26 protein-coding genes are annotated in these 23984 nt (G+C 69.7%); 12 read left to right on the forward strand and 14 right to left on the reverse strand.

Going from position 1 to position 23984, the window contains the following annotated elements; all coding sequences use genetic code 11:
* Window positions 1-58: 58 nt before the first annotated feature.
* The 5 genes from smc to M3U25_RS06900 all read right to left on the reverse strand — a co-directional run bounded on the left by smc (window position 59) and on the right by M3U25_RS06900 (window position 5737).
* Window positions 59-3562: a chromosome segregation protein SMC gene (smc, locus tag M3U25_RS06880; RefSeq protein WP_355497038.1), complete on the reverse strand. Its 3504-nt coding sequence runs from the start codon at window positions 3560-3562 to the stop codon at window positions 59-61.
* Window positions 3563-3892: 330 nt separating this feature from the next.
* On the reverse strand, window positions 3893-4342 hold the full coding sequence (rplI, locus tag M3U25_RS06885) for a 50S ribosomal protein L9 (RefSeq protein ID WP_010342531.1): 450 nt from the start codon (window positions 4340-4342) through the stop codon (window positions 3893-3895).
* Window positions 4343-4533: 191 nt separating this feature from the next.
* Complete coding sequence (gene rpsR, locus M3U25_RS06890) at window positions 4534-4764, reverse strand: 30S ribosomal protein S18 (protein WP_002804494.1); 231 nt, start codon at window positions 4762-4764, stop codon at window positions 4534-4536.
* An 11-nt stretch (window positions 4765-4775) separates the two neighbouring features.
* Entirely contained in the window at window positions 4776-5210 is a 435-nt protein-coding gene (gene rpsF, locus M3U25_RS06895) for a 30S ribosomal protein S6 (protein ID WP_010342529.1), read from the reverse strand.
* A 179-nt stretch (window positions 5211-5389) separates the two neighbouring features.
* The gene (locus M3U25_RS06900; protein WP_242160390.1) at window positions 5390-5737 is read right to left on the reverse strand and encodes an iron-sulfur cluster assembly accessory protein; all 348 of its coding nucleotides are present in this window, start codon (window positions 5735-5737) and stop codon (window positions 5390-5392) included.
* A 136-nt stretch (window positions 5738-5873) separates the two neighbouring features.
* Here M3U25_RS06900 and asnS point away from each other — a divergent pair, with 136 nt between their 5' ends.
* Genes asnS through M3U25_RS06920 form a run of 4 tightly spaced genes read left to right on the forward strand, consistent with a single transcriptional unit; the run spans window position 5874 to window position 8535 of the window.
* Window positions 5874-7268, forward strand: a complete 1395-nt coding sequence (gene asnS / locus M3U25_RS06905; protein WP_355496997.1) for an asparagine--tRNA ligase — start codon at window positions 5874-5876, stop codon at window positions 7266-7268.
* Window positions 7269-7290: 22 nt separating this feature from the next.
* Entirely contained in the window at window positions 7291-7596 is a 306-nt protein-coding gene (locus tag M3U25_RS06910; RefSeq protein ID WP_160948275.1) for a hypothetical protein, read from the forward strand.
* Window positions 7593-7907, forward strand: a complete 315-nt coding sequence (locus M3U25_RS06915) for a hypothetical protein (RefSeq protein ID WP_010342525.1) — start codon at window positions 7593-7595, stop codon at window positions 7905-7907. The genes M3U25_RS06910 and M3U25_RS06915 overlap by 4 nt, the downstream gene beginning before the upstream one ends.
* Before the next feature lie 7 nt (window positions 7908-7914).
* Window positions 7915-8535: an FMN-binding negative transcriptional regulator gene (locus M3U25_RS06920; RefSeq protein WP_355496992.1), complete on the forward strand. Its 621-nt coding sequence runs from the start codon at window positions 7915-7917 to the stop codon at window positions 8533-8535.
* A gap of 77 nt (window positions 8536-8612) precedes the next feature.
* Here M3U25_RS06920 and M3U25_RS06925 read toward each other — a convergent pair whose 3' ends face one another.
* From M3U25_RS06925 to M3U25_RS06965, 9 genes are all read right to left on the reverse strand, one after another.
* Window positions 8613-9323 carry a response regulator transcription factor gene (locus M3U25_RS06925; RefSeq protein WP_160948272.1) on the reverse strand — a complete coding sequence of 237 codons (711 nt, stop codon included), beginning with the start codon at window positions 9321-9323 and terminating at the stop codon, window positions 8613-8615.
* A 331-nt stretch (window positions 9324-9654) separates the two neighbouring features.
* Window positions 9655-10695, reverse strand: coding sequence for a hypothetical protein (locus M3U25_RS06930; RefSeq protein ID WP_355496989.1), 1041 nt, complete (start codon window positions 10693-10695; stop codon window positions 9655-9657).
* 48 nt (window positions 10696-10743) lie between these two features.
* A complete protein-coding gene (locus M3U25_RS06935; protein ID WP_355496986.1) occupies window positions 10744-11517 on the reverse strand; it encodes a hypothetical protein in 774 nt (257 codons plus the stop codon).
* A 41-nt stretch (window positions 11518-11558) separates the two neighbouring features.
* Entirely contained in the window at window positions 11559-11747 is a 189-nt protein-coding gene (locus tag M3U25_RS06940) for a hypothetical protein (protein ID WP_355496983.1), read from the reverse strand.
* The gene (locus tag M3U25_RS06945; protein ID WP_355496980.1) at window positions 11740-12198 is read right to left on the reverse strand and encodes a hypothetical protein; all 459 of its coding nucleotides are present in this window, start codon (window positions 12196-12198) and stop codon (window positions 11740-11742) included. The genes M3U25_RS06940 and M3U25_RS06945 overlap by 8 nt, the downstream gene beginning before the upstream one ends.
* Complete coding sequence (locus M3U25_RS06950) at window positions 12198-12458, reverse strand: hypothetical protein (protein WP_242160398.1); 261 nt, start codon at window positions 12456-12458, stop codon at window positions 12198-12200. Before M3U25_RS06950 ends, M3U25_RS06945 begins: the two co-directional genes overlap by 1 nt.
* 46 nt (window positions 12459-12504) lie before the next feature.
* Window positions 12505-13131 (reverse strand): DUF2589 domain-containing protein, encoded by a 627-nt coding sequence (locus tag M3U25_RS06955; RefSeq protein ID WP_242160399.1) that lies wholly within the window; start codon window positions 13129-13131, stop codon window positions 12505-12507.
* Between the two features lie 12 nt (window positions 13132-13143).
* Window positions 13144-13722 (reverse strand): DUF2589 domain-containing protein, encoded by a 579-nt coding sequence (locus M3U25_RS06960; protein ID WP_355496975.1) that lies wholly within the window; start codon window positions 13720-13722, stop codon window positions 13144-13146.
* Window positions 13723-13792: 70 nt separating this feature from the next.
* Window positions 13793-14332: a glycosyl hydrolase 108 family protein gene (locus M3U25_RS06965; RefSeq protein WP_242160400.1), complete on the reverse strand. Its 540-nt coding sequence runs from the start codon at window positions 14330-14332 to the stop codon at window positions 13793-13795.
* Window positions 14333-14527: 195 nt separating this feature from the next.
* Between M3U25_RS06965 and can the strand changes: the two genes are divergently transcribed.
* From can to M3U25_RS07005, 8 genes are all read left to right on the forward strand, one after another.
* Complete coding sequence (gene can, locus M3U25_RS06970) at window positions 14528-15190, forward strand: carbonate dehydratase (RefSeq protein ID WP_355496970.1); 663 nt, start codon at window positions 14528-14530, stop codon at window positions 15188-15190.
* Window positions 15191-15229: 39 nt separating this feature from the next.
* Window positions 15230-15754, forward strand: a complete 525-nt coding sequence (locus tag M3U25_RS06975; RefSeq protein WP_160948264.1) for a 3-hydroxyanthranilate 3,4-dioxygenase — start codon at window positions 15230-15232, stop codon at window positions 15752-15754.
* A 31-nt stretch (window positions 15755-15785) separates the two neighbouring features.
* Entirely contained in the window at window positions 15786-17930 is a 2145-nt protein-coding gene (locus tag M3U25_RS06980; RefSeq protein WP_355496967.1) for an FUSC family protein, read from the forward strand.
* A 129-nt stretch (window positions 17931-18059) separates the two neighbouring features.
* Window positions 18060-19331: a kynureninase gene (gene kynU, locus M3U25_RS06985; RefSeq protein WP_355496964.1), complete on the forward strand. Its 1272-nt coding sequence runs from the start codon at window positions 18060-18062 to the stop codon at window positions 19329-19331.
* A gap of 46 nt (window positions 19332-19377) precedes the next feature.
* Window positions 19378-20742, forward strand: coding sequence for an NAD(P)/FAD-dependent oxidoreductase (locus M3U25_RS06990; protein ID WP_355496961.1), 1365 nt, complete (start codon window positions 19378-19380; stop codon window positions 20740-20742).
* A gap of 166 nt (window positions 20743-20908) precedes the next feature.
* Complete coding sequence (gene sbcB / locus M3U25_RS06995) at window positions 20909-22348, forward strand: exodeoxyribonuclease I (RefSeq protein ID WP_355496958.1); 1440 nt, start codon at window positions 20909-20911, stop codon at window positions 22346-22348.
* Window positions 22345-23031 carry a DUF2461 domain-containing protein gene (locus tag M3U25_RS07000; RefSeq protein WP_242160406.1) on the forward strand — a complete coding sequence of 229 codons (687 nt, stop codon included), beginning with the start codon at window positions 22345-22347 and terminating at the stop codon, window positions 23029-23031. Before sbcB ends, M3U25_RS07000 begins: the two co-directional genes overlap by 4 nt.
* Window positions 23032-23132: 101 nt before the next feature.
* The gene (locus M3U25_RS07005) at window positions 23133-23669 is read left to right on the forward strand and encodes a DUF2939 domain-containing protein (RefSeq protein ID WP_160948258.1); all 537 of its coding nucleotides are present in this window, start codon (window positions 23133-23135) and stop codon (window positions 23667-23669) included.
* The last annotated feature ends 315 nt before the right edge of the window (window positions 23670-23984 follow it).

Below are 23984 nucleotides of genomic sequence, written 5' to 3' on the forward strand. Positions count from 1 at the left end.
GAGGCCTGCGGTCCGGGACCAACGCCTCCACGCGCATCGCGTCCTTTAGCATGTCACGTCAGGCCGCGCCCGCCAAACGCGCGGCCTCCTCGAGGTCCACGCTGACCAGGCGGCTGACGCCGGGTTCGCGCATGGTGACACCGCTGAGCTGATGCGCCGCCTCCATCGTCGCCTTGTTGTGGCTGACGAACAGGAACTGCACTTTCTCGCTCATTTCCTTGACCATCGCCGCCAGGCGGCCGACGTTGGCTTCGTCCAGCGGCGCGTCGACCTCGTCGAGCAGGCAGAACGGCGCCGGGTTGAGCTGGAAGATCGCGAACACCAGCGCCACCGCGGTCATCGCCTTCTCGCCGCCGGACAGCAGCGAGATGCTGGACACGCGCTTGCCCGGCGGCCGTGCCATGATCGCCACGCCGGTGTCCAGCAGGTCCTCGCCGGTCAGCTCCAGGTAGGCGTGGCCGCCGCCGAACAGGCGCGGATACAGCGCCTGCACGCCGGAATTGACCCGGTCGAAGGTGTCCTTGAAGCGGCCGCGGGTCTCGCGGTCGATCTTGCGGATGGCGTCTTCCAGGGTCTCCAGCGCGGTGTTCAGGTCGACGTCCTGCGCTTCCAGGTACTCGGCGCGCTGCGCGGCCTCGCCGTACTCGCTGATCGCAGCCAGGTTGACCGGCTCCAGTCGACGCATGCGCGCATCGATCTGCTGCACCGCCTGCTCCCACTCGGCCGGGTCGGCGTGTTCGGGCAGGCCGTTAATCACGTCCTCGAGCACGAAGCCGGCCTTGACCACAGCGGCCGACAGCTGCTCGGCGCTGAGCACCAGCGCCTGCTGGTCGAGCCGGCGCTGGGCGATGCGCTCGCGCTGCGCCAGCGCCTGTTCGTCGCGCTGCTGGCGGGTCTGCTCCAGCGCGCGCAGTTCGTTGTCGATGCCGTCCAGCAGCGCGCGCGCCTCGCCAAGCGCGCGGTCGGTGCGCACGCGCTCGCTCAGCGCGGCCTGGTGCTCGGCCTCCAGCGCCAGCACCGGCGAGTCGCCCTCGTTCAACTGCGCGCTGAGCTCGCCCAGGCGCGCGTCCAGCTGCCCGCGCTGGTTGCCCATGCGCTCCAGCGCCTGGCTCAGCGAGGCGATCTGGGTGCGCTGCGATTCCAGGGTCAGGGCCAGCGCGTGCGAGGCCTCGCGCACCCGCCGCGCGGCATCGCGGGCCAGGTCGCGTGCTTCGGTGAGCTGGCGGCGCTCGCTTTCCAGCGCATGCCGCACCGATTCCAGGTCGCCCATGCTGGTGACCGCGTCCTCCAGCTTGGAGCGCGCCTCGCGCGCCTGCTCACGGCTGCTGTCGAGGGTTTCCAGCAGTTGCGCGACTTCCAGTTCGATGCGCTCGATACGGGTGCGCGCGGCGTCGACCTTGCCCTGCTGGCTCTGCAACTGCCCGGCCAGTTCGGACACGCTGCGGTGCGCCTGGTACAGCTGGCGCTGCGCGTCCTCGCGCTGCTGCTCGCCGGCCAGCAACTGCGCGCGCAGTTCGCCCAGGCGCTGCTCGAGGTCGGCCTCGCGCTCCTGCAGCGTCTCGATCTGGCCGCGCAGGCTCTGGATCTCGCGCTCGCGCAGCAGCGCGCCCTGCTTGGCCGCGCCGGAGCGCGACACCCGCAACCAGCCCTGGCCCAGGCGCGCGCCGTCGCGGGTGACGATGGAATCGCCCTCGCCCAGCTGCGGCAGCAGCGCGCGCGCGGCAGCCAGGTCCTCGGCCGCGTGCAGCCGCGCCAGCAGCCGGCGGATCGCGATCGGGCCTTGCACCTTGGCCGCGAGCGAGGTCGGCGCGAAAGTCTCGGCCGCCTCCTCGCCGCTGACCAGGGCAATGCGGCCTTCGCCGAGTTCGCCAAGGGCGTCGACCAGGGTCTCCGGCGCCTCCACCAGCACGCCTTCGATCAACTGCCCGAGCGCGCCTTCGACCGCGTTCTCCCAGCCGCTCTCGACGCTGAGCCGCTCGCCCACGCGCGCCGCCGAGTCCAGCCCGCGCGCCTGCAGCCAGGCCACCGCCGCGCCCTGCTCCTGGCCGAGCGCGGCCTGCTGCAGGGTTTCCAGCGACGACAGCCGGCCGCGCGCGGCCTGCGCCTGCTTGCGCACGTCGGCCAGTTCGGCCTGCGCCGAGCGCTGCTGGTCCTGCAGCGCCGCCACCGCCTGCTTGCGCGCCTCGACCTGCTCGGTCAGCCCGTCCAGCGCGGCGCGCTGGGTCTCGTGCTGCAGTTCCAGTTGCGCGAACGCCTCGGACAGCGCGTCCAGGTCCAGCCCGGCGCGCTCGGCCTGCAGTGCCTCGCGGCGGCGCTCGGCTTCCAGCGACTGCCGGTCCAGGTAATCGACGCGGGTACGCTCCACTTCGCCGGCGCGCGAGGCTTCGGCGGTATTGCGCTGATGCGATTCCCAGCGCTGCTGCCAGTCGGCCAGGCGTGCCTCGGCCTCGCGCAGCGCTTCCTGCTTGTACTCGTTGTCTTCCTGCAACTGCTCCAGCTGCGGGCCGGCCACGTCCACCGATTCGCGCAACAGCGCCAGCTTGGCCTCGTCGGTGCCGATATGCTGGCCGAGCTCGGCCAGCGCCAATTGCGCCTCGTCGCGCGCCTTGTGCAGGCGCTGCGACAGATCGCGCTGGTGCTGGATCTGCTGTTCGATCCGGGCCAGGGTGCTGCCGACCTTGTAGACCTCGGCCTGCGCGGTGCTCAACGCCTCGGCGGCCTCCTCGCGGCGCACGCGGCCGGTCTCGATGCGCGCCTCGGCATCGCGCTGCTCGGCGATCAGCTGCTGCAGGCGGGTCTCTTCCTGGCCCAGCGCTTCGCGCAGGCCCTGCAGGCGTCCGTCCAGGCCACGGTATTCCAGCGCCTTCCACTGCGCGTCCTTGATCCGCCGTTCTTCCTGCAGCGCCTGGTACTGCTCGGCCTGGCGCGCCTGGCGCTTGAGGTGCTCGAGCTGCTTGCCGATCTCCTCGCGCAGGTCGCCCAGGCGTTCCAGGTTCTCGCGGGTGTGGCGGATGCGGGTCTCGGTCTCCTTGCGCCGCTCCTTGTACTTGGAGATGCCGGCGGCCTCTTCCAGGTACACGCGCAGGTCTTCCGGGCGCGCCTCGATGATCTGGCTGATCATGCCCTGCTCGATGATCGAGTAGCTGCGCGGGCCCAGGCCGGTGCCCAGGAACAGGTCGGTGATGTCGCGACGCCGGCACTTGGTGCCGTTGAGGTAATAGCTGCTGCTGCCGTCGCGGCTGACCTGGCGCTTGACCGAGATCTCGTTGAAGGAGGCGTACTCGCCGGCGATGGTGTGATCGGTGTTGTCGAAGATCAGTTCCACCGTGGCCTGCGACACCGGCTTGCGCGCCGAGGACCCGGAGAAGATCACGTCGGTCAGCGAATCGCCGCGCAACCGGCTGGCCGAACTTTCGCCCATCACCCAGCGCACCGCGTCGATGATGTTCGACTTGCCGCAGCCGTTCGGACCGACGATGCCGGTCATGTTGGTCGGCAGGTGCAGCGTGGTCGGATCGACGAAGGACTTGAAGCCGGACAGCTTGATGGTCGACAGGCGCATGGTGCGGGCAATCCATGGCAGGCGCCGCCGGCATTCCGAGCTGCGCTGCCGCTAATGAAGATCCAGGTGAGGTCCTGCGTCCAACCCATTGATGCGGCTACACCGCCGGGCCGACATCGGACACGAGTCGCTGAGTATAGCGGCCCCTGCGCGAGGCTGGGGCGGCCCGCGCCCGGGTGGCAGCGACGCGACGGCGGTCGCACATGCAGGCCGATCGTGCCCTGCCGGCCGTGCCGGCCAGGCCGCACGACCCGCCGGCGGCGGCGCAGCTCCGCAAAAACGACACGGGCACCTTGCGGTGCCCGTGTCGGTCCAGCGATGACGCAACGATCAGGCGTCGGCTTCGACCACGACCTTGACCGTGGTTTCCACGTCGGCGTGCAGGCGCACCAGCACCTCGTACTCGCCGATGTTGCGGAACGCGCCTTCGCCCAGCACCACTTCGCCCTTCTCCAGCGGCATGCCGGCGGCGGTGAAGGCCTCGGCGATGTCGCGCGGGCCGACCGAGCCGTACAGCTTGCCTTCGGTGGAGGCGTTGGCCTTGACGGTCACGCTGGCGCCTTCCAGCTTGGCGGCGCGGGCTTCGGCGTCGTCGTGGATCGACTTGGCCTTGGCTTCGTACTCGGCGCGCTTGGCTTCGAACTCGGCGATGTTGGCGGCGGTGGCCGGCACGGCCTTGCCCTGCGGCACCAGGTAGTTGCGGCCGTAGCCCGGCTTGACGTCGACCTTGTCGCCGAGGCCGCCCAGGTTGGTCACTTTCTGCAGAAGAATCAGTTGCATGGTCTTGCTCCGTTATTCGTTAGCGTCGGCACGCGGCCGCCGCAACGGGTGCTGTCCGAATAGGAGAAGCCGGGATTCGGGATTCGGGAATCGGGATTGCACCCGATCGGCACCGCACTCTTCAATCGCCAGACTTCAGTGGAATGCCCGCACCGGAGGGTGCGGGCCAGGCGTTCCGGGAAACCCCGGAATCAAACGTCGTGGTTGTCCGTGTACGGGATCAGCGCCAGGAAACGCGCGCGCTTGACCGCCGTGGCCAGCTGACGCTGGTACTTGGACTTGGTGCCGGTCACGCGGCTCGGCACGATCTTGCCGTTCTCGGTGAGGTACTGGCGCAGGGTGTTGAGATCCTTGTAGTCGATCTCCTTGACGCCCTCGGCGGTGAACTTGCAGAACTTGCGACGACGGAAGAACTTGGACATGAGCGTGTTCCTTAGGCGGCTTCGGCGGCGTCGCCGTCGGTTTCGGTGGCGGCGGCGGGCGCATCGCCCTCTTCGTCGTCGCGACGACGGCGCTCACCGCGCTCGGGCTTGTCGGCCTTCTCGTCCTTGCTCTTCATGATCAGCGACTGCTCGGTGTCGGCGCCGTCGCGCTTGATCACCAGGTGGCGCAGCACCGCGTCGTTGAAGCGGAAGCTCTCGACCAGCTCGCTCAGCACGGCCTGGTCCACTTCGATGTTCAGCATGACGTAGTGGGCCTTCACCAGGTTCTGGATCGGGTACGCCAGCTGGCGGCGGCCCCAGTCTTCCAGACGGTGGATGGTGCCCTTGCCGTTCTCGACCAGCGACTTGTAGCGCTCGATCATGGCCGGGACCTGCTCGCTCTGGTCCGGGTGGACCAGGAACACGATTTCGTAATGACGACTCATGGTGTATACCTTTCGGATGTGGCCTTGCGGCCGGACAGCCCCCCGCGGTGCGACGGCGGTGGGGCAAGGACTCCTGCCGGGAAGGCAGGAAGCCGCACATTATGGCGCAGAAGTGCCGCTGCGGGCAAGGTGCCGGGGCGGGAGGCGGGATGGAGGCCGCCTGGCCGGCGCGGCGACGCTCACGGCGCGGTGGCGTGCGTAGCGTCGGTGGTGAAGCTCTCGCCGCAGCCGCACTCGGCGGTGGCATTCGGGTTGCGGAACACGAAGGTCTCGCCCAGGCCCTGCTTGGCGAAGTCGATCTCGGTGCCATCCACCAGCGGCAGGCTGGTCGCATCGACGTAGATGCGCACGCCGTCCTGCTCGAACACGGCGTCGTCCGGACGCGCCTCGCGCGCCAGGTCGGTGACGTGGCCCCAGCCGGAACAACCGGTGCGCTCCACGCCGAAACGCAACCCCAGCGCACCGGGCGTCTGCGCGACGAAGCGCTGCACGCGGGCGTGGGCGACGGGGGTGAGACGGATGGCCATGGCAACGACTCCGGCGACTGCGAACGATCATTATAGGGAGGACGGCGGCCGATCGCCGCCACGCCTCGCAAGCGCTGCGCTCCAGCCAGTACACTTGCCCCTTCCATATCGAGTCGCTGCGGCGAGGATTCAAGTCATGACGGTGGTGAGCGTTGCACATGCGCTGGCCGGGAAGATCCCGGAAGGCGGCGAAGTCACGGTGCGGGGATGGGTGCGCACGCTGCGCGGATCTGCCGGACTGGCTTTCATCAACGTGACCGACGGCTCCTGCTTCGCCCCGATCCAGGTGGTGGCGACCGACGCGCTGCCCAACTTCGACGAGGTCAAGCGGCTCACCGGCAGCTGCTCGCTGATCGCCAAGGGCGTGCTAGTGAAGTCGCAGGGCAAGGGCCAGTCGTACGAGATCCAGGCCAGCGCGGTCGAGGTGGTGGGCTGGGTCGAGGACCCGCTGACCTACCCGATCCAGCCCAAGCCGATGTCGCCGGAGTTCCTGCGCGAGGTCGCGCACCTGCGCCCGCGCACCAACCTGTTCGGCGCGGTGACGCGCATCCGCAACTGCCTGGCGCAGGCGGTGCACCGCTATTTTCACAGCAACGGCTATTCCTGGATCAGCACGCCGATCATCACCACCTCTGACGCCGAAGGCGCCGGGCAGATGTTCCGCGTCTCCACCCTGGACATGGCCAACCTGCCGCGCGACGCGCACGGCCAGGTCGACTTCGGCCGCGACTTCTTCGGCAAGGAAACCTTCCTGACCGTATCCGGCCAGCTCAACGTCGAGGCCTACTGCCTGGCGCTGAGCAAGGTCTATACCTTCGGCCCGACCTTCCGCGCCGAGAACAGCCACACCACCCGCCACCTGGCCGAGTTCTGGATGATCGAGCCGGAGATCGCCTTCGCCGACCTGGCCGAGGACGCGCGCGTGGCCGAGGATTTCCTCAAGTACCTGTTCCGCGCGGTGCTGGACGAGCGCGCCGACGACCTGGCGTTCATCGCCGAGCGCGTGGACAAGACCGCGATCAGCAAGCTGGAGACCTTCATCAACTCGCCGTTCGAGCGCATCGAGTACGGCGACGCGATCGGCCTGCTGCAGAAGTCCGGGCAGAAGTTCGAGTTCCCGGTGGAATGGGGCCTGGACCTGCAGACCGAGCACGAGCGCTGGCTGACCGAGCAGCACGTCGGCCGTCCGGTGGTGGTGACCAATTACCCCGAGCACATCAAGGCCTTCTACATGCGCCTGAACGACGACGGCAAGACCGTCGCGGCGATGGACGTGCTGGCGCCCGGCATCGGCGAGATCATCGGCGGCAGCCAGCGCGAGGAGCGTCTGGACGTGCTCGATGCGCGCATGCTGCAGTTCGGCCTGGATCCGCAGCACTACGGCTGGTACCGCGACTTCCGCCGCTACGGCACGGTGCCGCACGCCGGCTTCGGCCTGGGCTTCGAGCGCCTGGTGGTGTACGTGTGCGGGCTGAGCAACATCCGCGACGCCATCCCCTACCCGCGCGCGCCGGGCAGCGCCGAGTTCTGAGGCGAGCCGGGGAGCGCGCGCCATGATCCTGTTCTTCGCGCTGTGCTTCGTCGGCGTGGCGATCGCCGGGGCCAGCGCGTTCCTGATCTTCTGGCCGCTGACCCTGGTGCACATCCGCGACCGCCATCCGCCGCTGGTGGCGGCGTTCGGGCCGGGCGCCTTCCTCAAGCCGGCAGCGCTGGGCTGGCTGCTGGCGCGGCGCTACCGTCCGCTCGGCGACCGCGGCCTGTCCGGGCTGGCGACGCCGGCCTGGCTGTCGCTGCTGACCATCTTCTTCGGCCTGGGCATGGCCGCCCTGCTCTGGCTGCTTTCCCTGGTGATCCCATGACTTCAGATTCCCCCGCCCACGATCAGTGGTACCTGGCCAGTCTCGGCCGCCTGCTGGTGTGGGCACGCCTGCGCGTGCGCGCGGCCGGCACCGCCGAGGTGCTGGACAGCGACGGCAACACCCTCAGCTACGACAGCGAGGACACCGCCCGCGCGGCGCTGTTCGACGCCGAGTTCGTCGCCTTCGACGGCCTCGACGAGGACGATGCGCGGGCGCGCGGTTTCTCCTTGGGCGAAGTGTCGCCGCCGCAGGCCGACGACGACGCCGGCCTGCGCGGTCGCATGACCCAGACCCTGGGCGCACGCGCCTGAGCCGGCGATGCATGTTCCACCCGCCTTCGCCGAACACGACCTGGGTGCGCTCGACGCGTTGATCGCGGACAACCCGTTCGCCACCCTGATCACCGTCGCCGACGGCCTGCCCTGCGCCACGCCGTTGCCGGTGCTGTACCGGCGCGACGGCGCGCGCATCCTGGTCGAAGGCCATTGGTCACGGGCCAACCCGCAGGCGCGGCACGTCGGGCCGGCCTTGCTGATCGTGCACGGCCCGCATGCCTACGTCTCGCCGGGCTGGTACCCGGACAAGGCGGCGATGGCGCGGGTGCCGACGTGGAACTACGCCACCGCGCACCTGCACGGGCAGTTGCACGCCAGCGACGACGAAGCACTGCTGGCCGATGTGGTGGCGCGGCTGAGCGAACACCACGAGCGTGCGCTGGGCAGCGACTGGCGCTACGAGCCGGACAACGACGCGCACCGGCGCCAGTTGCGCGGGATTGTCGGCTTCCGGCTCGAGGTCGAGCGGGTCGACCTGAAGTTCAAGCTCAGCCAGAACCATCCGCCGGCGAACCAGGCCGCGGTGCGCGAGGCGTTGCAGGCCCAGGCCGGCGCCGGTGCGCAGGCCATCGCGGCGCTGATGCACGCGCGCCGCCCGGACTGAACCTCACTGCCCTGCAGCAGGACTGACTGCACCTTGCGCCGTCGCCGCACGGCCGCGCCGCCGTGGCGTTCGCCGTCTCATCCGCAGCGGCTGGCCGGCCCCTGCCGGTCGTGCTCGGCACGGCGCGCACTGGCCCGCCCGCCCTCCAGCGGCGACAGGCCTTCGCGGATCGCATAGCGCGTCAACTGCGCGATGCTCTGCATGCCCAGCTTGAGCATGATGTGCTCGCGATGGGTGCCGATGGTCTTGACGCTGATGTGCAGGCGCGCGGCGATCTCCTTGGTCGACAGGCCCTCGGACAGCAACTGCACGATCTCGCGTTCGCGCGAGGTCAGCAGGGTGTACGCGGAGACCGTGTCGCCGGGCGGACAGCGGTACTCGCTGACCAGCGACTGCGACAGCTGCGGGCTGATGTACAACTGGTCGTTGCCGACCTGCTGGATCGCGCGCAACAGTTCGTGGAAGGTGCTATTGCGCGCCAGGTAGCCCTTGGCACCCGCGTCGATGGCCGCGCGCACGTTGGCCGCGGCATCGGAGGCGGCGATGCAGATCGCCTTGCTGCGCGGGCTGCGCTGCAGCAGCCGGCGGGTGGCCTCGATGCCGTTGAGACCCGGCAGCATCACGTCCATCAGCACGACGTCCGGCTGCCGTCGGGTCACCAGTTGCACGCACTCCAGTCCGTCGACCGCATGGCCGACCACGTCGATGTCCGGCGTGTTGTTGAGCAGGGCCACCATGCCCTCCAGCACGATGCTGCGTTCGGCGGCAATCACGATACGTGTGTTCATTCTCTACCTGTGTTGGCAATGGAACTCCCAACGCGCGACCGCGCGGCAACCCGCGTCCCCTGCAGTGCGACGCGCCCCTTTTTTCAACCGATGCGACAGCGCTGAACCTGCGCTTGCGTTACGTCCTCAGCTTGTCACGCTGCGCTATGGCAGCCATCGGCTTCAGGCTGATATGGGCGAGCAGGAGGGCTGAAATTGTGCGAATTGCCGCATTCGTCTAGCCTCGTAGACAGAATCCTGTGCTAGCGCGCTCGCGCTGTGACGCAGAACGAAGTCCTGCGACGCAATCGGTGTTGAGGCCGGGTGCGCTGCGTACGTCTCGGCGACGTCGTCAGTCGGCCGGCGCCGAGGGTGGCGGTAGCCGGGCGGCCTCCACCTGTAGCATCGCGCGGGCGAACTCGGCCAGCCGTTGCTGGATCGCCGCCGGCGGCGTGCCGGCCGCGATCGACTGCTGCAGCGCCATCAACTGCGCGGCCAGTTCGCCCTGCCAGCGCATGCGCTCGGTGTCGTTACTGGCGCGCTGCACTTCCAGCGAGGCCTGCGCCTGCGCCGAGGTGTCGCCGCGCACGAGCGTTTCCATGGAATCGACCAGGCGTTGCAGCAGGCGGTACACCGCGGTGGCGGAAAAGCCGCCCAGCATCGCCAGGGTCGGCTTGCCGAAGCTGCGCATGCTGCCGCTCTCGAACAGATCCGGCGGCAGCACCTCGACCAGGATCAGGCCGGCGATCAGGCCCAGGATCATGCGTGCGCCATAGGAGGCGTCGTACTTGGGATCGTAGGTGGCGTCGGCGACGTAGCGATGCACCTGGAACAGCGAAGAGAACGAGGCACCCAGGCCGGCGCAGAACAGCAGGAACAGCGCATTCCACAGCAGCACGCTGCCGGACGAATCCAGGAACCCCAGGCGCACGTTGTCCGCGCTGACCTTGCTGGACAGCGCCGACGCCACCACCAGGAAAAGGAACAGCAGCGACGTGACGGTCAGCGCGCGCACCAGCGGCAGCGGGCCGAGCAACGTGGCCCAGTGCGGGCGGCGGCGCTCGGCATCGAGCAGGAACACCGCCTGCGGCGTCGCCGGGCGGATCAATTGCGCCAGGCGCCGATGGGTCACCGCCAGTTCGTGCGCGCGCGGCTCGATCTCGCCATCGTCGGCCGCGCCCTCCGCGGAACCGGTGCCGACCAGCACCGACAGACGCGCGATCAGTTCCGGCGGCACCGCCATGCCGTGCTCCAGCGCGTAACGCGCCATCGCTTCGCACTCCGCACGCAATTGCGGCAGGATGCCCGGCGGCGGCAGGCGCGGCCCGGCACTGCGGGCAGCGGTCAACCGGCGCCGCAGCGCACAGGCCAGCGCCTTGATCCAGACGTTCATCGCATCACTCCTGGACGGACACGGTGGCCGGCGCCTGCGCGCGGCGGATTACGGGTTGGTGGGCGCGCGCTCCAGCAGTGCGCGTTCCCGACGCGCCCCGGTGCGGTCGATGATCTGCAGTTCGACGTGTCCATCCGGCGTTGCGCGCAAGGTCAGTTGGCCGTCGCTCAATCGCGCGCAGATCCCCTGATCGTTCATGTCCAGCGCATACAGCGCGTCTGCTTCGCGCATGCCCAGGTAGCGGCCTTGCACCCTGCACTCGCGTGGCGCGCCGTAGCGCAGTTGCACCGTGGGGTTGCCCGGCGCCTGCGGCGTCGCAGCAACGCTCAGTTCCACCGCAACGTCCCGATCGCCGCGCTCGGGGCGGACCATCCCGCGCCACTTGCCCTGCAGCGGGCTGGGCTGGCCCGGATCGCTATGCAGCACCACCGGCAGGTCCTTGCCGTCGACGGTGAGCCGCAGGTCGTCGCCGCTGCGCTGCACGCGAAGCGACTTGCCCATCAGCTTGTCGCAGTAGGCACCGCCATTGATCGAGTCCAGCGCGAAGGCGCCACCCGGTTGCAGCTTGACCAGCAGCGTGCAGTTCAGCGGCGAGCCGAACATCAGCCTGGTCTTGCCGTCGCGCTGGACCAGGCGCACCGTTGCCAGGCGCTGCGCGTCCAGCGCCAGGGTGCCACTCCATTCGCCGGCCGGCAGCGCCTCGGCGCTGGCCGCGGCGGCCGGCGTGGGCGCCTGCGGCACGGCGCCGGCGGCGAACGGCATGGCCAGGCACAGCGCCAGCCAGAGCGGGAAACGCGCAACACCACGCGAACGGATACGCATGCGACTCTCCTGTTGGATACGAAAGGAAAACGACGGCACGGTCAGGACAGACCGCGCCAGAGCAGCGCCAAGACGGCCGCCACGAGGCACAGTACGGCAAGCAGCCACAGTGCCCGGCGTCGGCGCCGGCGCAAGCGTTGCGCGCGGGCCAGCGAGCGCAGGTCGATGTGCAGTTCTCGGCACCACAGGTCGGTGTCGTGCCGGGACAGCAGAAAGCCGTGTCTACGCATGTGCGGTCTCCTGGGCGGGATCGTGCGGCGCGGCCGGTTCGGACAGGTGCCACAGCTTCAGCAGCTGGCCGTCGAACAGCACTTCGCCGACCGGGGTGTGGGTACCGCGGAACAGCACCTGCAGGCGGTGGCCCGGCCGCCGTGGCCGTCGCGGCAACACCTGCAGCAGCAGGCGCGGCGCCTCGTCCGGCATCTCCACCACGTCCAGTTCCACGTCGAAGGACAGGGCCAGCTCGCCGATCTGCGGCAGTTGCCAGGCGCGCAGTTGCCACAACGGGATCCGCCACGCTGGCGGCTCGGCTTCCTCCGTCACCACCTGCACGGTCTCGGCGGCGCCGAAGCAGGCGCGCAAGGCCTGCTCATGGCGGGCCCGGCACCGGCGCTGCGCGTCCAGCAGCGCCGCCGACAGCCCCTGCAGCAGCAGGTCAAGTTCGCAGCGCAACCTGGCCATCACTCGTCCTTCAGCCAGCCGGGCTTGCGCGGAAACCCCACGTGGTAGCACAGCCACTGCATCACCACCTGGTGCTCGCCGATCTGCAGCACGGCGAAATTCTTCTCGGTACCGATGATCGCGCCCTTGGGCGAATCGCTCAGGCACCGGTTGAGCAAGGCCCGCGCCGCTTCGATCTGCTCGGGCGATTGCATCTGCGTCGGGTTGTCGCTACCGACCACGACCCGCTTGACGAACTTGACTTCAGTAAGGTCGAACATCGTTGACGAGTTCCCCGACGAGATGGTTCAACGGACCGCTATGGGATTACGGGGTGACTGCAACCGGCTTGCCGATCTTGCGCGGCGCCACCGCGGTCTGCAGGATGTCCAGCACCCGCGCCAGGCCTTCCGGCGGGCCCTTGTCCGCGGCGTGCACCGAGACGTGGTACTTGGCCGAGTTGTCCGAGCTGCGCGTGTTCTCCTTGCTGGTGGAGACCGAGCCTTGGATGTGCACCTTGGCCTTGAACAGGCCGAAGCCGTATTCCACGTCCGCCGACATCGATGCCGCCGCATCGGTCTTTTCCTTGGAGGAGAAGGACGACTTCACTTCCATGTCGAAGGTGACGTCCACGGTCTGGATGCTCAGGCTGGGCACGTTGACGATGGCCAGCAGGGGCACTTCCAGTTCGACCTCTTCCTCGGCGATGCCGCCGGCCTTGTCCGGGTCGTCGACCGGCCGCTTGAAGCGGAAGCTGGCGGTGCGGGTCGCGCCGGTGCCCTGCGGATCCTTGGGATCGGTCGGCGGCAGGAAGCCGATGACGCGGATGAAATCGGCGGTGGCGCGGGCCAGCTTGACCTGTGCGTCGCAGGCCGCATCCAGCGGTCCGCCGATCAGGTCGCCCATCGGCAGACCCTTGAATTGACTTGACATGTTGACGAGTTCGTCAGCCATTGCAGTGACTCCTTAGTTGGTGGGATTGGTTACATCGTCCGTGCCCGCGACGTCCGGCTTGTCGGCCATGACCGTCTTGAACACGCCCTGCGTCTGCGCCAGATGGTTGAGCAATCTGGCCGCTCCGTCAGTCGGTTCGGCCCCCTCCACGCGCAGCACGACGTGGACGGCACTCTGGCGCTGGCTCCGCGCGCTGGCGCTGGTATCCACGCGCACGCTTGAACGGGTGGCCGTGCGCTTGGCCTGCCAGGCCGCTTTCGGGCCGGGCGGCTCCGGCGCGAAGAAACCGTCGGCCGACTGCAGGCCACCGAGGTCGCCGAGCTGCGCATCGAAGCTGATCTCCACGTCCTTGATCCGCAGCACATTGGTCGAGACCAGCGGCAGCAGCGGCGCGCGGTAGTAGTCCTCGTCGCCTTCGGCGGCCTGCGGGTGCTGCGACGGCAGGCGGATGATCACGCTCTTGGGCCGGTGGAACTCGTCGAAGTAGTCGCCGAGGTTGGCCATCTGGTGCTGCTCGATGCGGTCCTGCGCCTCGATCACCGCGCCGGCCAGCGCTTCGATCAGGTCGTTCAATGCGGTCGGTCCAGCCATGGTCGCTCCTGGGGAAAGAAGGCCGCCGTCGGCGACGGCGGCGGATCGGCGGCATGCGCCGCGCGCGCGCTCAACTCAGGTCGGGAAAGGAATCGGTGCGCGCCAGCCAGCCCTTGAGGAACTTGGCCAGCGGCGGCCGGGCCGCGACCAGGCGCTGGTAGTAGTCGCGACGGCCCTGCTTGTAGCGCGCGTACAGATCGCGCTGGTCCGCCGCCTTCAGCGCGGCCAGGGTGGCCGGGCCGATCTTGCCGTCCTCCGGCAGCTTCAGCGTCGGGGTCTGTGCGTTGAGCACGCGCTGCAGCAGCTTGATCGCGTTGCTGCCGGCGTTGACCTGGAAGTCGAACAGGATGTTGGCCAGCGGCTGCAGCGCGATCTCGTCGCCGTGCACCGCGTTCCAGTAGCAGGTCTTGTAGATCACCCCGGCCTGCGCGTCGGTGAGCGCGCGCAGGTTGTCCAGGGTCGGCTCCAGTTGCAGCAGGCTCTTGGCGTAGACGCGGAACGTCGCCAGGGTGATGCCCTTGTTGGTGGCGCCGCCCGGGTCCACCGGGTCGTTGACGAAACCGCCCTCGTGCTTGAGCAGGGTCGGAAAGAATGCGTTGAAGTCGGCCATGGGTTCCTCCGCTGGTGCCCGCTGGTGGGCGTGGAGGAAGTCTGCGCAGCGGTGCACGGCGGCGGGATCGGCAAAAGCCCGATCCGGCGGCGCCTGCGCACTGAGGCGCCGCGGCGATCCGGCGCGCCGGCGTGCATGCCGGTGCGCCGCGCCGGGCTGCGCACCGGCCGCGGGCTTCTGGGATAATGCCGGGCTATGAGCAAAATCGCGCAACTCCTGGACAACAACCGCTCCTGGTCCGAACGCATCAATCGCGAGGATCCCGAGTTCTTCAGTCGCCTGTCCAAGCAGCAGACGCCGGAGTACCTGTGGATCGGCTGTTCCGATTCGCGGGTGCCGGCGAACCAGATCATCGACATGGCGCCGGGCGAAGTGTTCGTCCACCGCAACATCGCCAACGTGGTCGTGCACACCGATCTGAACTGCCTGTCGGTGATCCAGTTCGCGGTCGAGGTGCTGAAGGTGCGGCACATCCTGGTGGTCGGCCACTACGGCTGCGGCGGCGTGCACGCGGGCCTGACCCGTGCGCGGCTGGGCCTGGTCGACAACTGGATCCGCCACGTCACCGACGTGGCCGAGAAGCACGAGCACTGCCTGCAGCAGGCCGGCGAACTCAACGTGCAGCACGCGCGCCTGTGCGAACTCAACGTGCTCGAGCAGGTGGTCAACGTCAGCCGCACCTCGATCGTGCTCGACGCCTGGGCGCGCGGCCAGGAACTGACCGTGCACGGCTGGGTCTACAGCTTGCGCGACGGCCGCGTGCACGACCTGGGCATGGAACTGGACCGCATCGACGACCTGGCGCCGCGCTACGATGCCGCCCTGGCGCGCATCAGCCAGGACCGCGAGGACCGCTGAGCGGCGCGCACGGCCCCGTCATTCCCCGCTAGGATCCGCATGCTCCCCGGCCCCCTCAACCTGCACGCCTGGATCGACGCCCACCGGCACCTGCTGAAGCCGCCGGTGGGCAACAAGTGCATCCACGCCGGCGACTTCATCGTGATGGTGGTCGGCGGGCCGAACGCGCGCAGCGACTACCACTACGACGAAGGCCCGGAGTGGTTCTACCAGCTCGAAGGCGAGATGGTGCTGAAGATCCAGGAGGACGGCGCGGTGCGCGAGATCCCGATCCGCGCCGGCGAGACCTTCCTTCTGCCGCCTAAGGTGCCGCACTCGCCGCAGCGTGGGCCCGACTCGGTGGGCCTGGTGATCGAACGGCGACGCCTGCCGCACGAACAGGACGGCCTGCTGTGGTACTGCGCGCACTGCAACCACCTGCTGTACGAAGCCTACTTCCCGCTGCAGGACATCGAGACCGACTTCCCGCCGGTGTTCGCGCGCTTCTACGCCTCCGAAGCGCTGCGCACCTGCGCCCGCTGCGGTCACGTGCATCCGCGGCCGCCGGCGGCCGCCGCGCCGTGACCGTCCTGCGCCCGCACCGTTCCGGATCGCGATGCTGCGCAGCCTGATCGCGCTCAAGCCGCGCGACGTGCCGGTGCGCGTGGCCCTGCGCAACACCGCCGCGGTGGTCGCGCCGCTGGCGCTGGGCGTGGCCGCCGGCCATGCCGAACTCGGCCTGGCAGTGTCCACCGGCGCGCTCAACACCATGTTCTCCGACCAACCCGGCCCGTACCGGGCGCGGATGCAGCGCATGCTGATGGCGGCGCTGGCAGCAGGCGTGGCCGCGCTGCTGGGCATGCTGATCGGCGCGCATACGGTGGCACTGGCGCTGAGCGCCCTGCTGCTCGGCCTGGGCGGCGGCCTGCTGGTGGCGCTGGGCCCGGTCGCGGCGCGGGTCGGGCTGACCAGCATGATCCTGCTGGTGGTCAGCGCCGACGTACGCCTGCCGCCGCTGCAGAGCGTCGGCGTAGCCACGCTGATCTTCGCCGGCGGCGTGCTGCAGATGCTGATGGCGCTGGCGGCCTGGCCGCTGCAGCGCTACCGGCCGGAGCGCTTCGCCCTGGCCGACCTGATGCGGCAACTGGCCGGCCTCGCCCGCCAGCGGCCGAGCGCAACCGCGGCGCCGCCGGCCACCGAGGCGGTGCTCGAGGCGATGGTGATGCTGCATGGCGAACACCGCTCGCGCGGGCGTGCGGTGCAGGCGTTCCGGGTCATCGCCGAACTGTGCGAACGCGCGCGGCTGGAGCTGCTGACGCTGGCCGATCTGCATGGGCGCCTGGAGGCGACGTCGCCGGCGCGGCTGCCGATCGAACGCGTGCTCGAACGCAGCGCGGTGGTGCTGGACCAGCTTGCGCACGCGCTGGACGGCGCCGAGGATCCCGACGCGGCCAATGCCTCGATGACCGGGTTCGACGATCTCATCGACGCGCTGGCGCAGGTGCAGGCGCAGACCGAGGACACCCGCGAACGGCGCCTGCTGCGCATCGCCGTGGCGCGTGCGCAGGGCCTGGGCGGGCAGTTGCGCGCACTGGTCCGCAACGGCCGCTGGGCCAGCAGCCGCGGCGAGATCCAGGCCGAACTGGCCGAGGCGCGGCTGCCGGCGGCGCTGCGTCCGCTGGCGCCGCTGCAGACCTTGCGGGCGAACCTGAACCTGTCCTCGGTCGCGTTCCGGCATGCGCTGCGCTGCGGCGTGTGCCTGGCGCTGGCGGTGCTGTTCGCACGCTGGCAGGCGATCCCGCACGGCTACTGGATCCCGATGACCACCGCGATCGTGCTCAAACCGGATTTCGGCGGCACCCTCAGTTTCGGCGCGCTGCGCGTGGCCGGCACCTTCGCCGGGCTGCTGCTGGCCACCGTGCTGGCGCACTTCGTGATGGACGGGGCGGTGGTGCGGCTGCTGTTGCTGACCGTGTTCTGCCTGGGCTTCCGCCTGCTGACCCAGGTCAACTACGGGCTCGGCGTGGCCTGCCTGACCGGCATGCTGGTGCTGCTGCTGTCGTTCGAGGGCATGGCCCCGGGCGAGGCGATCGGCGAGCGCATCCAGGCCACCGTGCTCGGCAGCGCGCTGGCACTGGCGGCCTATGCGCTGTGGCCGACCTGGGAACGCAAGCACATCCGCGCCATCCTCGCGCAGTTGCTGCTCGCCTACCGCGACCATCTCGACGCGGTGCTGGAGGGGCGCCTGCAGGCGCTGCCGGACACCCGCGCGGCCTCGCGGACCGCGCGCACCAACGCGCAGGCCTCGATCGAACGCCTGCGCGGCGAGCCGCGGCGCAAGCGCAACCTGCGCGAGCTGACCCTGGCCGAATCGGTACTGGCCAACGGCAACCGGCTGATCCGCGCCTCGCTGTCGCTGGAAGCGGTGCTGCGCGATGCGCCGCCGCTGCCGCCGCTGCCGGAACTGCAGCAGTTCCGGCAACAGGCGCATGCCGCGCTCACCGAGCTGGCCGAGGGCCTGCGCACCGGCACCCCACCGCCGCAGGCCAGCCTGCGCACGGACGAGCGGCGCCTGGCCGAGGCGCTGGCCGCGCACCTGCAGGACGGCAGCGACGGCGGCGCCCTGGCGGCATTGGCCGATACCGGCGACCGTGTCGCCGACAGCATCGGCACCCTCAGCCACCTGGTCCGCAGTGCGCTGCTGCCGGCCGCGGCGGCCGCAAAGGAACCGCCGCCGGTGGGCGCGCAGCGCAGCGGGTGAAGGCGCAGGCCTGTCATGCCGGCGGCGCGGAAAGCGCGCAGCCCGCCGCAGCGCCACGCCGCCGGACAGTCACCTCAGGTCATCACCCACGTTCTAGACTCTCGCCCTGCTTCCCGGAACCCAATGCCGATGAACGAGATCCTGTCCCGCCAGCACGCCATCGCCCTCGACGCCGCCGATCCGCTGCGCGCCTTGCGCCAGGAGTTCCTGTTCCCGCAGCACCAGGGCGCCGACCAGGCCTACTTCGTCGGCAACTCGCTGGGCCTGCAGCCGCGCGGGGCGCGCGCCGCGGTGCAGGAGGTGCTGGACAAGTGGTCCTCGCTGGCGGTGGAAGGCCATTTCAACGGCGACACCCAGTGGATGACCTACCACGAACTGCTGGCTGCGCCGCTGGCGCGGCTGGTCGGCGCGCATCCGCACGAAGTGGTGGCGATGAACACGCTGACGGTGAACCTGCACCTGCTCATGGTCAGCTTCTACCGGCCCACCCGCGAGCGCCCGGCGATCCTGATCGAGGCCGGCGCGTTCCCCTCCGACCAGCACGCAGTAGCCTCGCAGATCCGCTTCCACGGCTTCGACCCGGCCACCGACCTGATCGAAGTGCAGCCCGACGGCGCCGACGGCACCGTGTCGCTGGCGGCGATCGAGCACGCCATCGCCGAGCACGGCCCGCGCCTGGCACTGGTGCTGTGGCCCGGGGTGCAGTACCGCACCGGCCAGGCCTTCGACCTGGCCGCGGTGGCGCGGCTGGCGCGCGCGGCCGGCGCCGCGGTCGGCTTCGACCTGGCCCACGCGATCGGCAACGTGCCGCTGCACCTGCACGATGTCGCGCCGGATTTCGCGGTGTGGTGCCACTACAAGTACCTCAACGCCGGCCCCGGCGCGGTCGCCGGCGCCTTCGTGCACGAGCGCCACGGCCACGGCGACACGCCGCGCTTCGCCGGCTGGTGGGGCCACGACAAGCGCACCCGCTTCCGCATGGCACCCGAGTTCGTCGCCGCACCCGGCGCCGACGGCTGGCAGCTGAGCAACCCGCCGATCCTGAGCATGGCGCCGCTGCGCGCCTCGCTGGACCTGTTCGAACGCGCCGGGCTGGACGCGCTGCGGCAGAAGTCGCAGCAGCTCACCGGCTACCTGGAGACGCTGATCCGCGCCCGCCTGGCCGACACCCTGCAGATCATCACCCCGTCCGACCCGGCGCAACGCGGCTGCCAGCTGTCGCTGCGCGTGGCCGGCGGCCGCGAGCGCGGCCGCGCCCTGTTCGAGTATCTGCAGTCGGTGGGCGTGCTCGGCGACTGGCGCGAACCGGACGTGATCCGGATCAGCCCGGTGCCGCTGTACAACCGCTACCGCGACGTCTACCGCTTCGTCGAGGAAGTGGAAACCTGGGCCGGGGTCTGACCAGCCTTCTTCGCGCGGCCCGCGGCCGCGCTTTCCGGACACCGCATTGAACGCATCCCCCCGCAGCATCACCCTGATCGGCGCCGGCCTGGCCGGCTCCCTGCTCGCCATCCTGCTCTCGCGCCAGGGCTGGCAGGTCACCGTCTACGAGCGTCGTGGCGACCCGCGCGTGCACGACTACGAGCGCGGCCGCTCGATCAACCTGGCGCTGGCCGAACGCGGCCTGCACGTGCTGCGCCAGGCCGGCGCCGATGCCGCGGTGATGGCCAAGGCGGTGATGATGCGCGGGCGCATGGTGCATTTCGCCGACGGCCACCAGCAACTGCAGCGCTACGGCCGCGACGACAGCGAAGTGATCTGGTCGGTGCACCGCAACGATCTCAACATCACCCTGCTGCAACTGGCCGAGCAGGCCGGCGCGCGCATCCACTTCTACCGGCGCCTGCACACGGTGGATTTCGACGCCGGCTACGCGCGCTTCATCGACGACCGCGACGACCAGCCGCACGACATCCGCTTCGAGAGCATGATCGGCGCCGACGGCGCCGGCTCGGCGCTGCGCGCGGCGATGCAGCGCAAGGCGCCGATGGCCGAACACATCGAGTTCCTCGATCATTCCTACAAGGAACTGGAGATCCCGCCCAGCGCCAGCGGCGGCTTCCGCATCGAACCCAATGCACTGCACATCTGGCCGCGCGGGCACTACATGTGCATCGCCCTGCCCAACCACGAAGGCACTTTCACCGTCACCCTGTTCCTGCCCAACAAGGGCGAGCCCAGCTTCGCCACCGTGCGCAACGGCGAGGAGGCGCTGGCGCTGTTCGCGCGCGATTTCGCCGATGCGCTGCCGCTGATGCCGCAACTGGCCGAGCACTGGGAACAGCACCCGCCGGGCCTGCTCGGCACGCTGCGCCTGGAGCGCTGGCACCTGGACGGCCGCGCGGTGCTGCTGGGCGACGCCGCGCACGCGATGGTGCCGTTCCACGGGCAAGGCATGAACTGCGCGTTCGAGGATTGCGCGGCGCTGGCCGCGCACCTGCAGCGCGAGCCGGACCTGGCCCGTGCCTATGCCGCCTTCGAGGCCGAACGCAAGCCCAATGCCGGTGCGATCCAGCAGATGGCCCTGGAGAACTACGTGGAAATGCGCGACCGCGTCGGCGACGCCGGCTTCCTGCTGCAGCGCGAACTCGGCCAGGCCCTGCAGGCGCGGCACCCGACCCGCTTCGTGCCGCACTACACCATGGTCACTTTCCTGCGCACGCCGTACGCGCAGGCGCTGGAACGCAGCGAGGTGCAGCGCGACATCCTGGTCCAGGCCACGCAGGGCCACAGCGATCTGTCGCGGATCGACTGGCAGTGGCTGGAGCGCATCGTGCACGCGCGGCTGGCGCCGCTGGAGGGGGCGCATTGAACCGGCGTACCCTGTGCGGGCACCCGGTCTTCCGCAGGAGCGGCTCTCCCTGGTCTGGGGCGATCTGCTGCGACAGCATTCCCGGTAACGCCCATCGCGGCTGAAGCCGCTCCTACACAAGCATCCGCGCTCCGCGCCTCGCCTGCCCCGCACCATTCGACTCGTCATGCCCGACAGCTTCCTCTTCTACGACCTGGAGACCTTCGGCGCCGATCCGCGGCGCACGCGCATCGCGCAGTTCGCCGCGGTGCGCACCGACGCCGACCTCAACGTGATCGAGGAGCCGATCAGTTTCTTCGTCAAGCCGGCCGACGACCTGCTGCCCTCGCCGGTCGCCACCCTGATCACCGGCATCGCCCCACAGCAGGCTTTGCGCGAGGGCGTCAGCGAAGCCGAGGCGTTCGCGCGCATCGCCGAGCAGATGGCGCGGCCGCAGACCTGCACGCTGGGCTACAACTCGCTGCGCTTCGACGACGAGTTCGTGCGCCACGGCCTGTTCCGCAATTTTTACGATCCCTACGAACGCGAGTGGCGCAACGGCAACTCGCGCTGGGACCTGCTGGACATGCTGCGGCTGATGCACGCACTGCGCCCGGAGGGCATCGTCTGGCCACAGCGCGAGGACGGCGCCACCTCGTTCAAGCTGGAGCAACTGGCATTGGCCAACGGCGTGCGCGACGGCGATGCGCACGAGGCGCTGTCCGACGTGTACGCCACCATCGGCATGGCCCGGCATTTCCGCCGCAGCCAGCCGCGGCTGTGGGAATACGCGCTGAAGCTGCGCGACAAGCGCTTCTGCGGCAGCCTGCTCGACGCGGTGGCGATGCAGCCGGTGCTGCACGTGTCGATGCGCTATCCGGCCGCGCGCCTGTGCGCGGCACCGGTGCTGCCGCTGGCGCGGCATCCACGCATCGACAGCCGGGTGCTGGTGTTCGACCTGGAAGGCGACATCGAGCCGCTGCTGCGCTATACGCCTGACCAGATCGCCGACCGCCTGTACACCCCGCAGGCCGACCTGCCCGAGGGCGAACAGCGCATCCCACTCAAGGAAGTGCACCTGAACAAGGCGCCGGCGCTGGTCGCCTGGGCGCACCTGCGCGAGGCGGACTTCGCCCGGCTGCAGCTGGACCCGGCGCAGTTGTTGGCCAAGGCCGCGCGCCTGCGCGAGGCCGGCCCGGTGCTGGCGGAGAAGGTCCGGCGGGTGTTCGCCAGCGAGCGTGCCGCGGTGCCGACCGATGTCGACGCCTCCTTGTACGACGGCTTCCTGGCCGACGGCGACAAGCGCGCCATGGCCCAGGTGCGCGCCAGCCCACCGGCGCAACTGGCCGCGCTGGAAGGCCAGTTCCGCGATCCGCGCCTGCCCGAACTGCTGTTCCGCTACCGCGCGCGCAACTGGCCGCAGAGCCTGTCCATCGCCGAGCAGGCACGCTGGGACGACTACCGGCGGCAGCGCCTGCAACAGGACAGCGGCCTGTCCGAACTGAGCTTCGACGCCTTCTATGCGGAGCTGGCCGATTTACGCCTGGCTCACTCGCAGGATGCTACCAAGCAAGCCCTGCTCGACCAGTTGGCCGCCTGGGGCCACGACCTGCAACGCAGCCTATGACCAGCTATTTCAGCGACGCCAGCTTCAAGTTCCTGCGTGCCCTGGCCCGGCACAACGACAAGGCCTGGTTCAACGACAACCGGCACAAGTACGAAGAACACGTGCGCCAGCCGTTCCTGCGCCTGATCACCGACCTGCAGCCGGACCTGGCCCAGGTCAGCGAGCACTTCCGCGCCGATCCGCGCGGCGTCGGCGGCTCGCTGTTCCGCATCCATCGCGACGCGCGCTTCTCCCACGACAAGTCGCCGTACAAGACCTGGCAGGGCGCGCGCCTGTTCCACGAGCGGCGCAAGCAGGTGCCGGCGCCCTCGTTCTACATCCACCTGCAGCCGGGCGAGAGCTTCGTCGGCGCCGGGCTGTGGCATCCGGAACCGGACACGCAGCGCAAGGTGCGCCAGTTCATCTTCGACAATCCCGGCAGTTGGAAGGCCGCCGCGCACGCGCCGGCGCTGCGCCGCCGCTTCGACTTCGAGGAAAGCGAGATGCTGGTGCGGCCGCCGCGCGGCTTCCCGGCCGACTTCGAGTGCATCGACGACCTCAAGCACAAGAACTGGGTGTTCTGGCGCCAGCTCGACGATGCGGCGATGACCGGCCCGCGGCTGCGCACGCAGATCGCCGCCGACCTGCAGACGCTGGGCCCGTTCGTGGACTATCTGTGCGCGGCGCTGGACCTGGAATTCTAGAACGGCAGCGTTTTCTCGTAGGAGCGGCTTCGGCCGCGACAGGCATTCCCGTCGACGCCCGTCGCGGCTGAAGCCGCTCCTACGCGACCGGAGGACATCCCATGAAGAAATGGCTGGCATTGCTGTTCCTCGCCCTGTTCGCCCTCGGCGGCTACGTCGTCGCGGGGCCGTACCTGGCCATCCGCGGCATCGACCAGGCGCTGCGCGAGCGCGATGCCGCGGCGCTGGAGCGCTACGTCGACTTCCCCACCCTGCGGGTGAACCTCAAGGCCCAGGTGGACGATGCGCTGGTACGCCGCGCCGGACCCGACCTGCAGTCCAGCCTGTTCGGCGGCGCGCTGCTGTCGCTGGCCGGCGGCCTCGGTGGGATGAGCGTGGACGCGCTGGTCACCCCGGCCGGCATCGGCGCGCTGATGCAGGGCGACGCGCTATGGAAACGCGCCAGCGGCGACACCGTCGGCGGCGACACCTACGCCGCGCCGCGTCCGCCGCAACCGCTGCGACAGGCCGAACACCGCTTCGAATCGACCACGCGCTTCGTCGCTACCGTGCACACGGCCGACGGCACCGCGGTGCCCTTCGTGTTCACCCGCGACGGCCTGCGCTGGAAGCTCAGCAACATCCTGCTGCCGCTGTAGGCAATGGCGGCGGCGTGCGACTGGGCTGTGATCGCCTTTCGGAGCATCTCCAACACCCCGTTTTGCCCGGGATCGTCCTGTCTCGTAGGAGCGGCTTCAGCCGCGACGAGGCAGCCCGTGCGTAGCTGTCGCGGCTGAAGCCGCTCCTACGCGGGCGCCCTGTCGTGATCGGAGGCTCCTTCAGTCGCGACGAACGAAGCGCGGATGTCTCCCCAGGCAGCATGCAGTCGGGACTGAAGTCCCTCCCACAGGAGGCACATCCGGCCATCTCCCGCCATGCGCCTTTTGCTGGGTGTGGATCAACTGTTCGACTGG

This window comes from Xanthomonas sp. PPL134, assembly GCF_040595915.1.
Taxonomy (GTDB): Bacteria; Pseudomonadota; Gammaproteobacteria; order Xanthomonadales; family Xanthomonadaceae; genus Xanthomonas_A; species Xanthomonas_A indica.

What these genes read in the sequence shown, in the direction of transcription:
- M3U25_RS06950 (WP_242160398.1), bottom strand. Translation starts at nt 12,458, where the DNA reads ATGTTCGACCTTACTGAAGTCAAGTTCGTCAAGCGGGTCGTGGTCGGT.
- can (WP_355496970.1), top strand. Translation starts at nt 14,528, where the DNA reads ATGAGCAAAATCGCGCAACTCCTGGACAACAACCGCTCCTGGTCCGAA.
- M3U25_RS06960 (WP_355496975.1), bottom strand. Translation starts at nt 13,722, where the DNA reads ATGGCTGGACCGACCGCATTGAACGACCTGATCGAAGCGCTGGCCGGC.
- M3U25_RS06980 (WP_355496967.1), top strand. Translation starts at nt 15,786, where the DNA reads ATGCTGCGCAGCCTGATCGCGCTCAAGCCGCGCGACGTGCCGGTGCGC.
- M3U25_RS06915 (WP_010342525.1), top strand. Translation starts at nt 7,593, where the DNA reads ATGACTTCAGATTCCCCCGCCCACGATCAGTGGTACCTGGCCAGTCTC.
- M3U25_RS06925 (WP_160948272.1), bottom strand. Translation starts at nt 9,323, where the DNA reads ATGAACACACGTATCGTGATTGCCGCCGAACGCAGCATCGTGCTGGAG.
- kynU (WP_355496964.1), top strand. Translation starts at nt 18,060, where the DNA reads ATGAACGAGATCCTGTCCCGCCAGCACGCCATCGCCCTCGACGCCGCC.
- M3U25_RS06940 (WP_355496983.1), bottom strand. Translation starts at nt 11,747, where the DNA reads ATGCGTAGACACGGCTTTCTGCTGTCCCGGCACGACACCGACCTGTGG.
- M3U25_RS06920 (WP_355496992.1), top strand. Translation starts at nt 7,915, where the DNA reads ATGCATGTTCCACCCGCCTTCGCCGAACACGACCTGGGTGCGCTCGAC.
- sbcB (WP_355496958.1), top strand. Translation starts at nt 20,909, where the DNA reads ATGCCCGACAGCTTCCTCTTCTACGACCTGGAGACCTTCGGCGCCGAT.
- M3U25_RS06955 (WP_242160399.1), bottom strand. Translation starts at nt 13,131, where the DNA reads ATGGCTGACGAACTCGTCAACATGTCAAGTCAATTCAAGGGTCTGCCG.
- M3U25_RS06965 (WP_242160400.1), bottom strand. Translation starts at nt 14,332, where the DNA reads ATGGCCGACTTCAACGCATTCTTTCCGACCCTGCTCAAGCACGAGGGC.
- smc (WP_355497038.1), bottom strand. Translation starts at nt 3,562, where the DNA reads ATGCGCCTGTCGACCATCAAGCTGTCCGGCTTCAAGTCCTTCGTCGAT.
- M3U25_RS06910 (WP_160948275.1), top strand. Translation starts at nt 7,291, where the DNA reads ATGATCCTGTTCTTCGCGCTGTGCTTCGTCGGCGTGGCGATCGCCGGG.
- M3U25_RS06975 (WP_160948264.1), top strand. Translation starts at nt 15,230, where the DNA reads ATGCTCCCCGGCCCCCTCAACCTGCACGCCTGGATCGACGCCCACCGG.
- M3U25_RS07000 (WP_242160406.1), top strand. Translation starts at nt 22,345, where the DNA reads ATGACCAGCTATTTCAGCGACGCCAGCTTCAAGTTCCTGCGTGCCCTG.
- M3U25_RS06935 (WP_355496986.1), bottom strand. Translation starts at nt 11,517, where the DNA reads ATGCGTATCCGTTCGCGTGGTGTTGCGCGTTTCCCGCTCTGGCTGGCG.
- rpsF (WP_010342529.1), bottom strand. Translation starts at nt 5,210, where the DNA reads ATGAGTCGTCATTACGAAATCGTGTTCCTGGTCCACCCGGACCAGAGC.
- rplI (WP_010342531.1), bottom strand. Translation starts at nt 4,342, where the DNA reads ATGCAACTGATTCTTCTGCAGAAAGTGACCAACCTGGGCGGCCTCGGC.
- M3U25_RS06900 (WP_242160390.1), bottom strand. Translation starts at nt 5,737, where the DNA reads ATGGCCATCCGTCTCACCCCCGTCGCCCACGCCCGCGTGCAGCGCTTC.
- M3U25_RS06930 (WP_355496989.1), bottom strand. Translation starts at nt 10,695, where the DNA reads ATGAACGTCTGGATCAAGGCGCTGGCCTGTGCGCTGCGGCGCCGGTTG.
- M3U25_RS06945 (WP_355496980.1), bottom strand. Translation starts at nt 12,198, where the DNA reads ATGGCCAGGTTGCGCTGCGAACTTGACCTGCTGCTGCAGGGGCTGTCG.
- asnS (WP_355496997.1), top strand. Translation starts at nt 5,874, where the DNA reads ATGACGGTGGTGAGCGTTGCACATGCGCTGGCCGGGAAGATCCCGGAA.
- rpsR (WP_002804494.1), bottom strand. Translation starts at nt 4,764, where the DNA reads ATGTCCAAGTTCTTCCGTCGTCGCAAGTTCTGCAAGTTCACCGCCGAG.
- M3U25_RS07005 (WP_160948258.1), top strand. Translation starts at nt 23,133, where the DNA reads ATGAAGAAATGGCTGGCATTGCTGTTCCTCGCCCTGTTCGCCCTCGGC.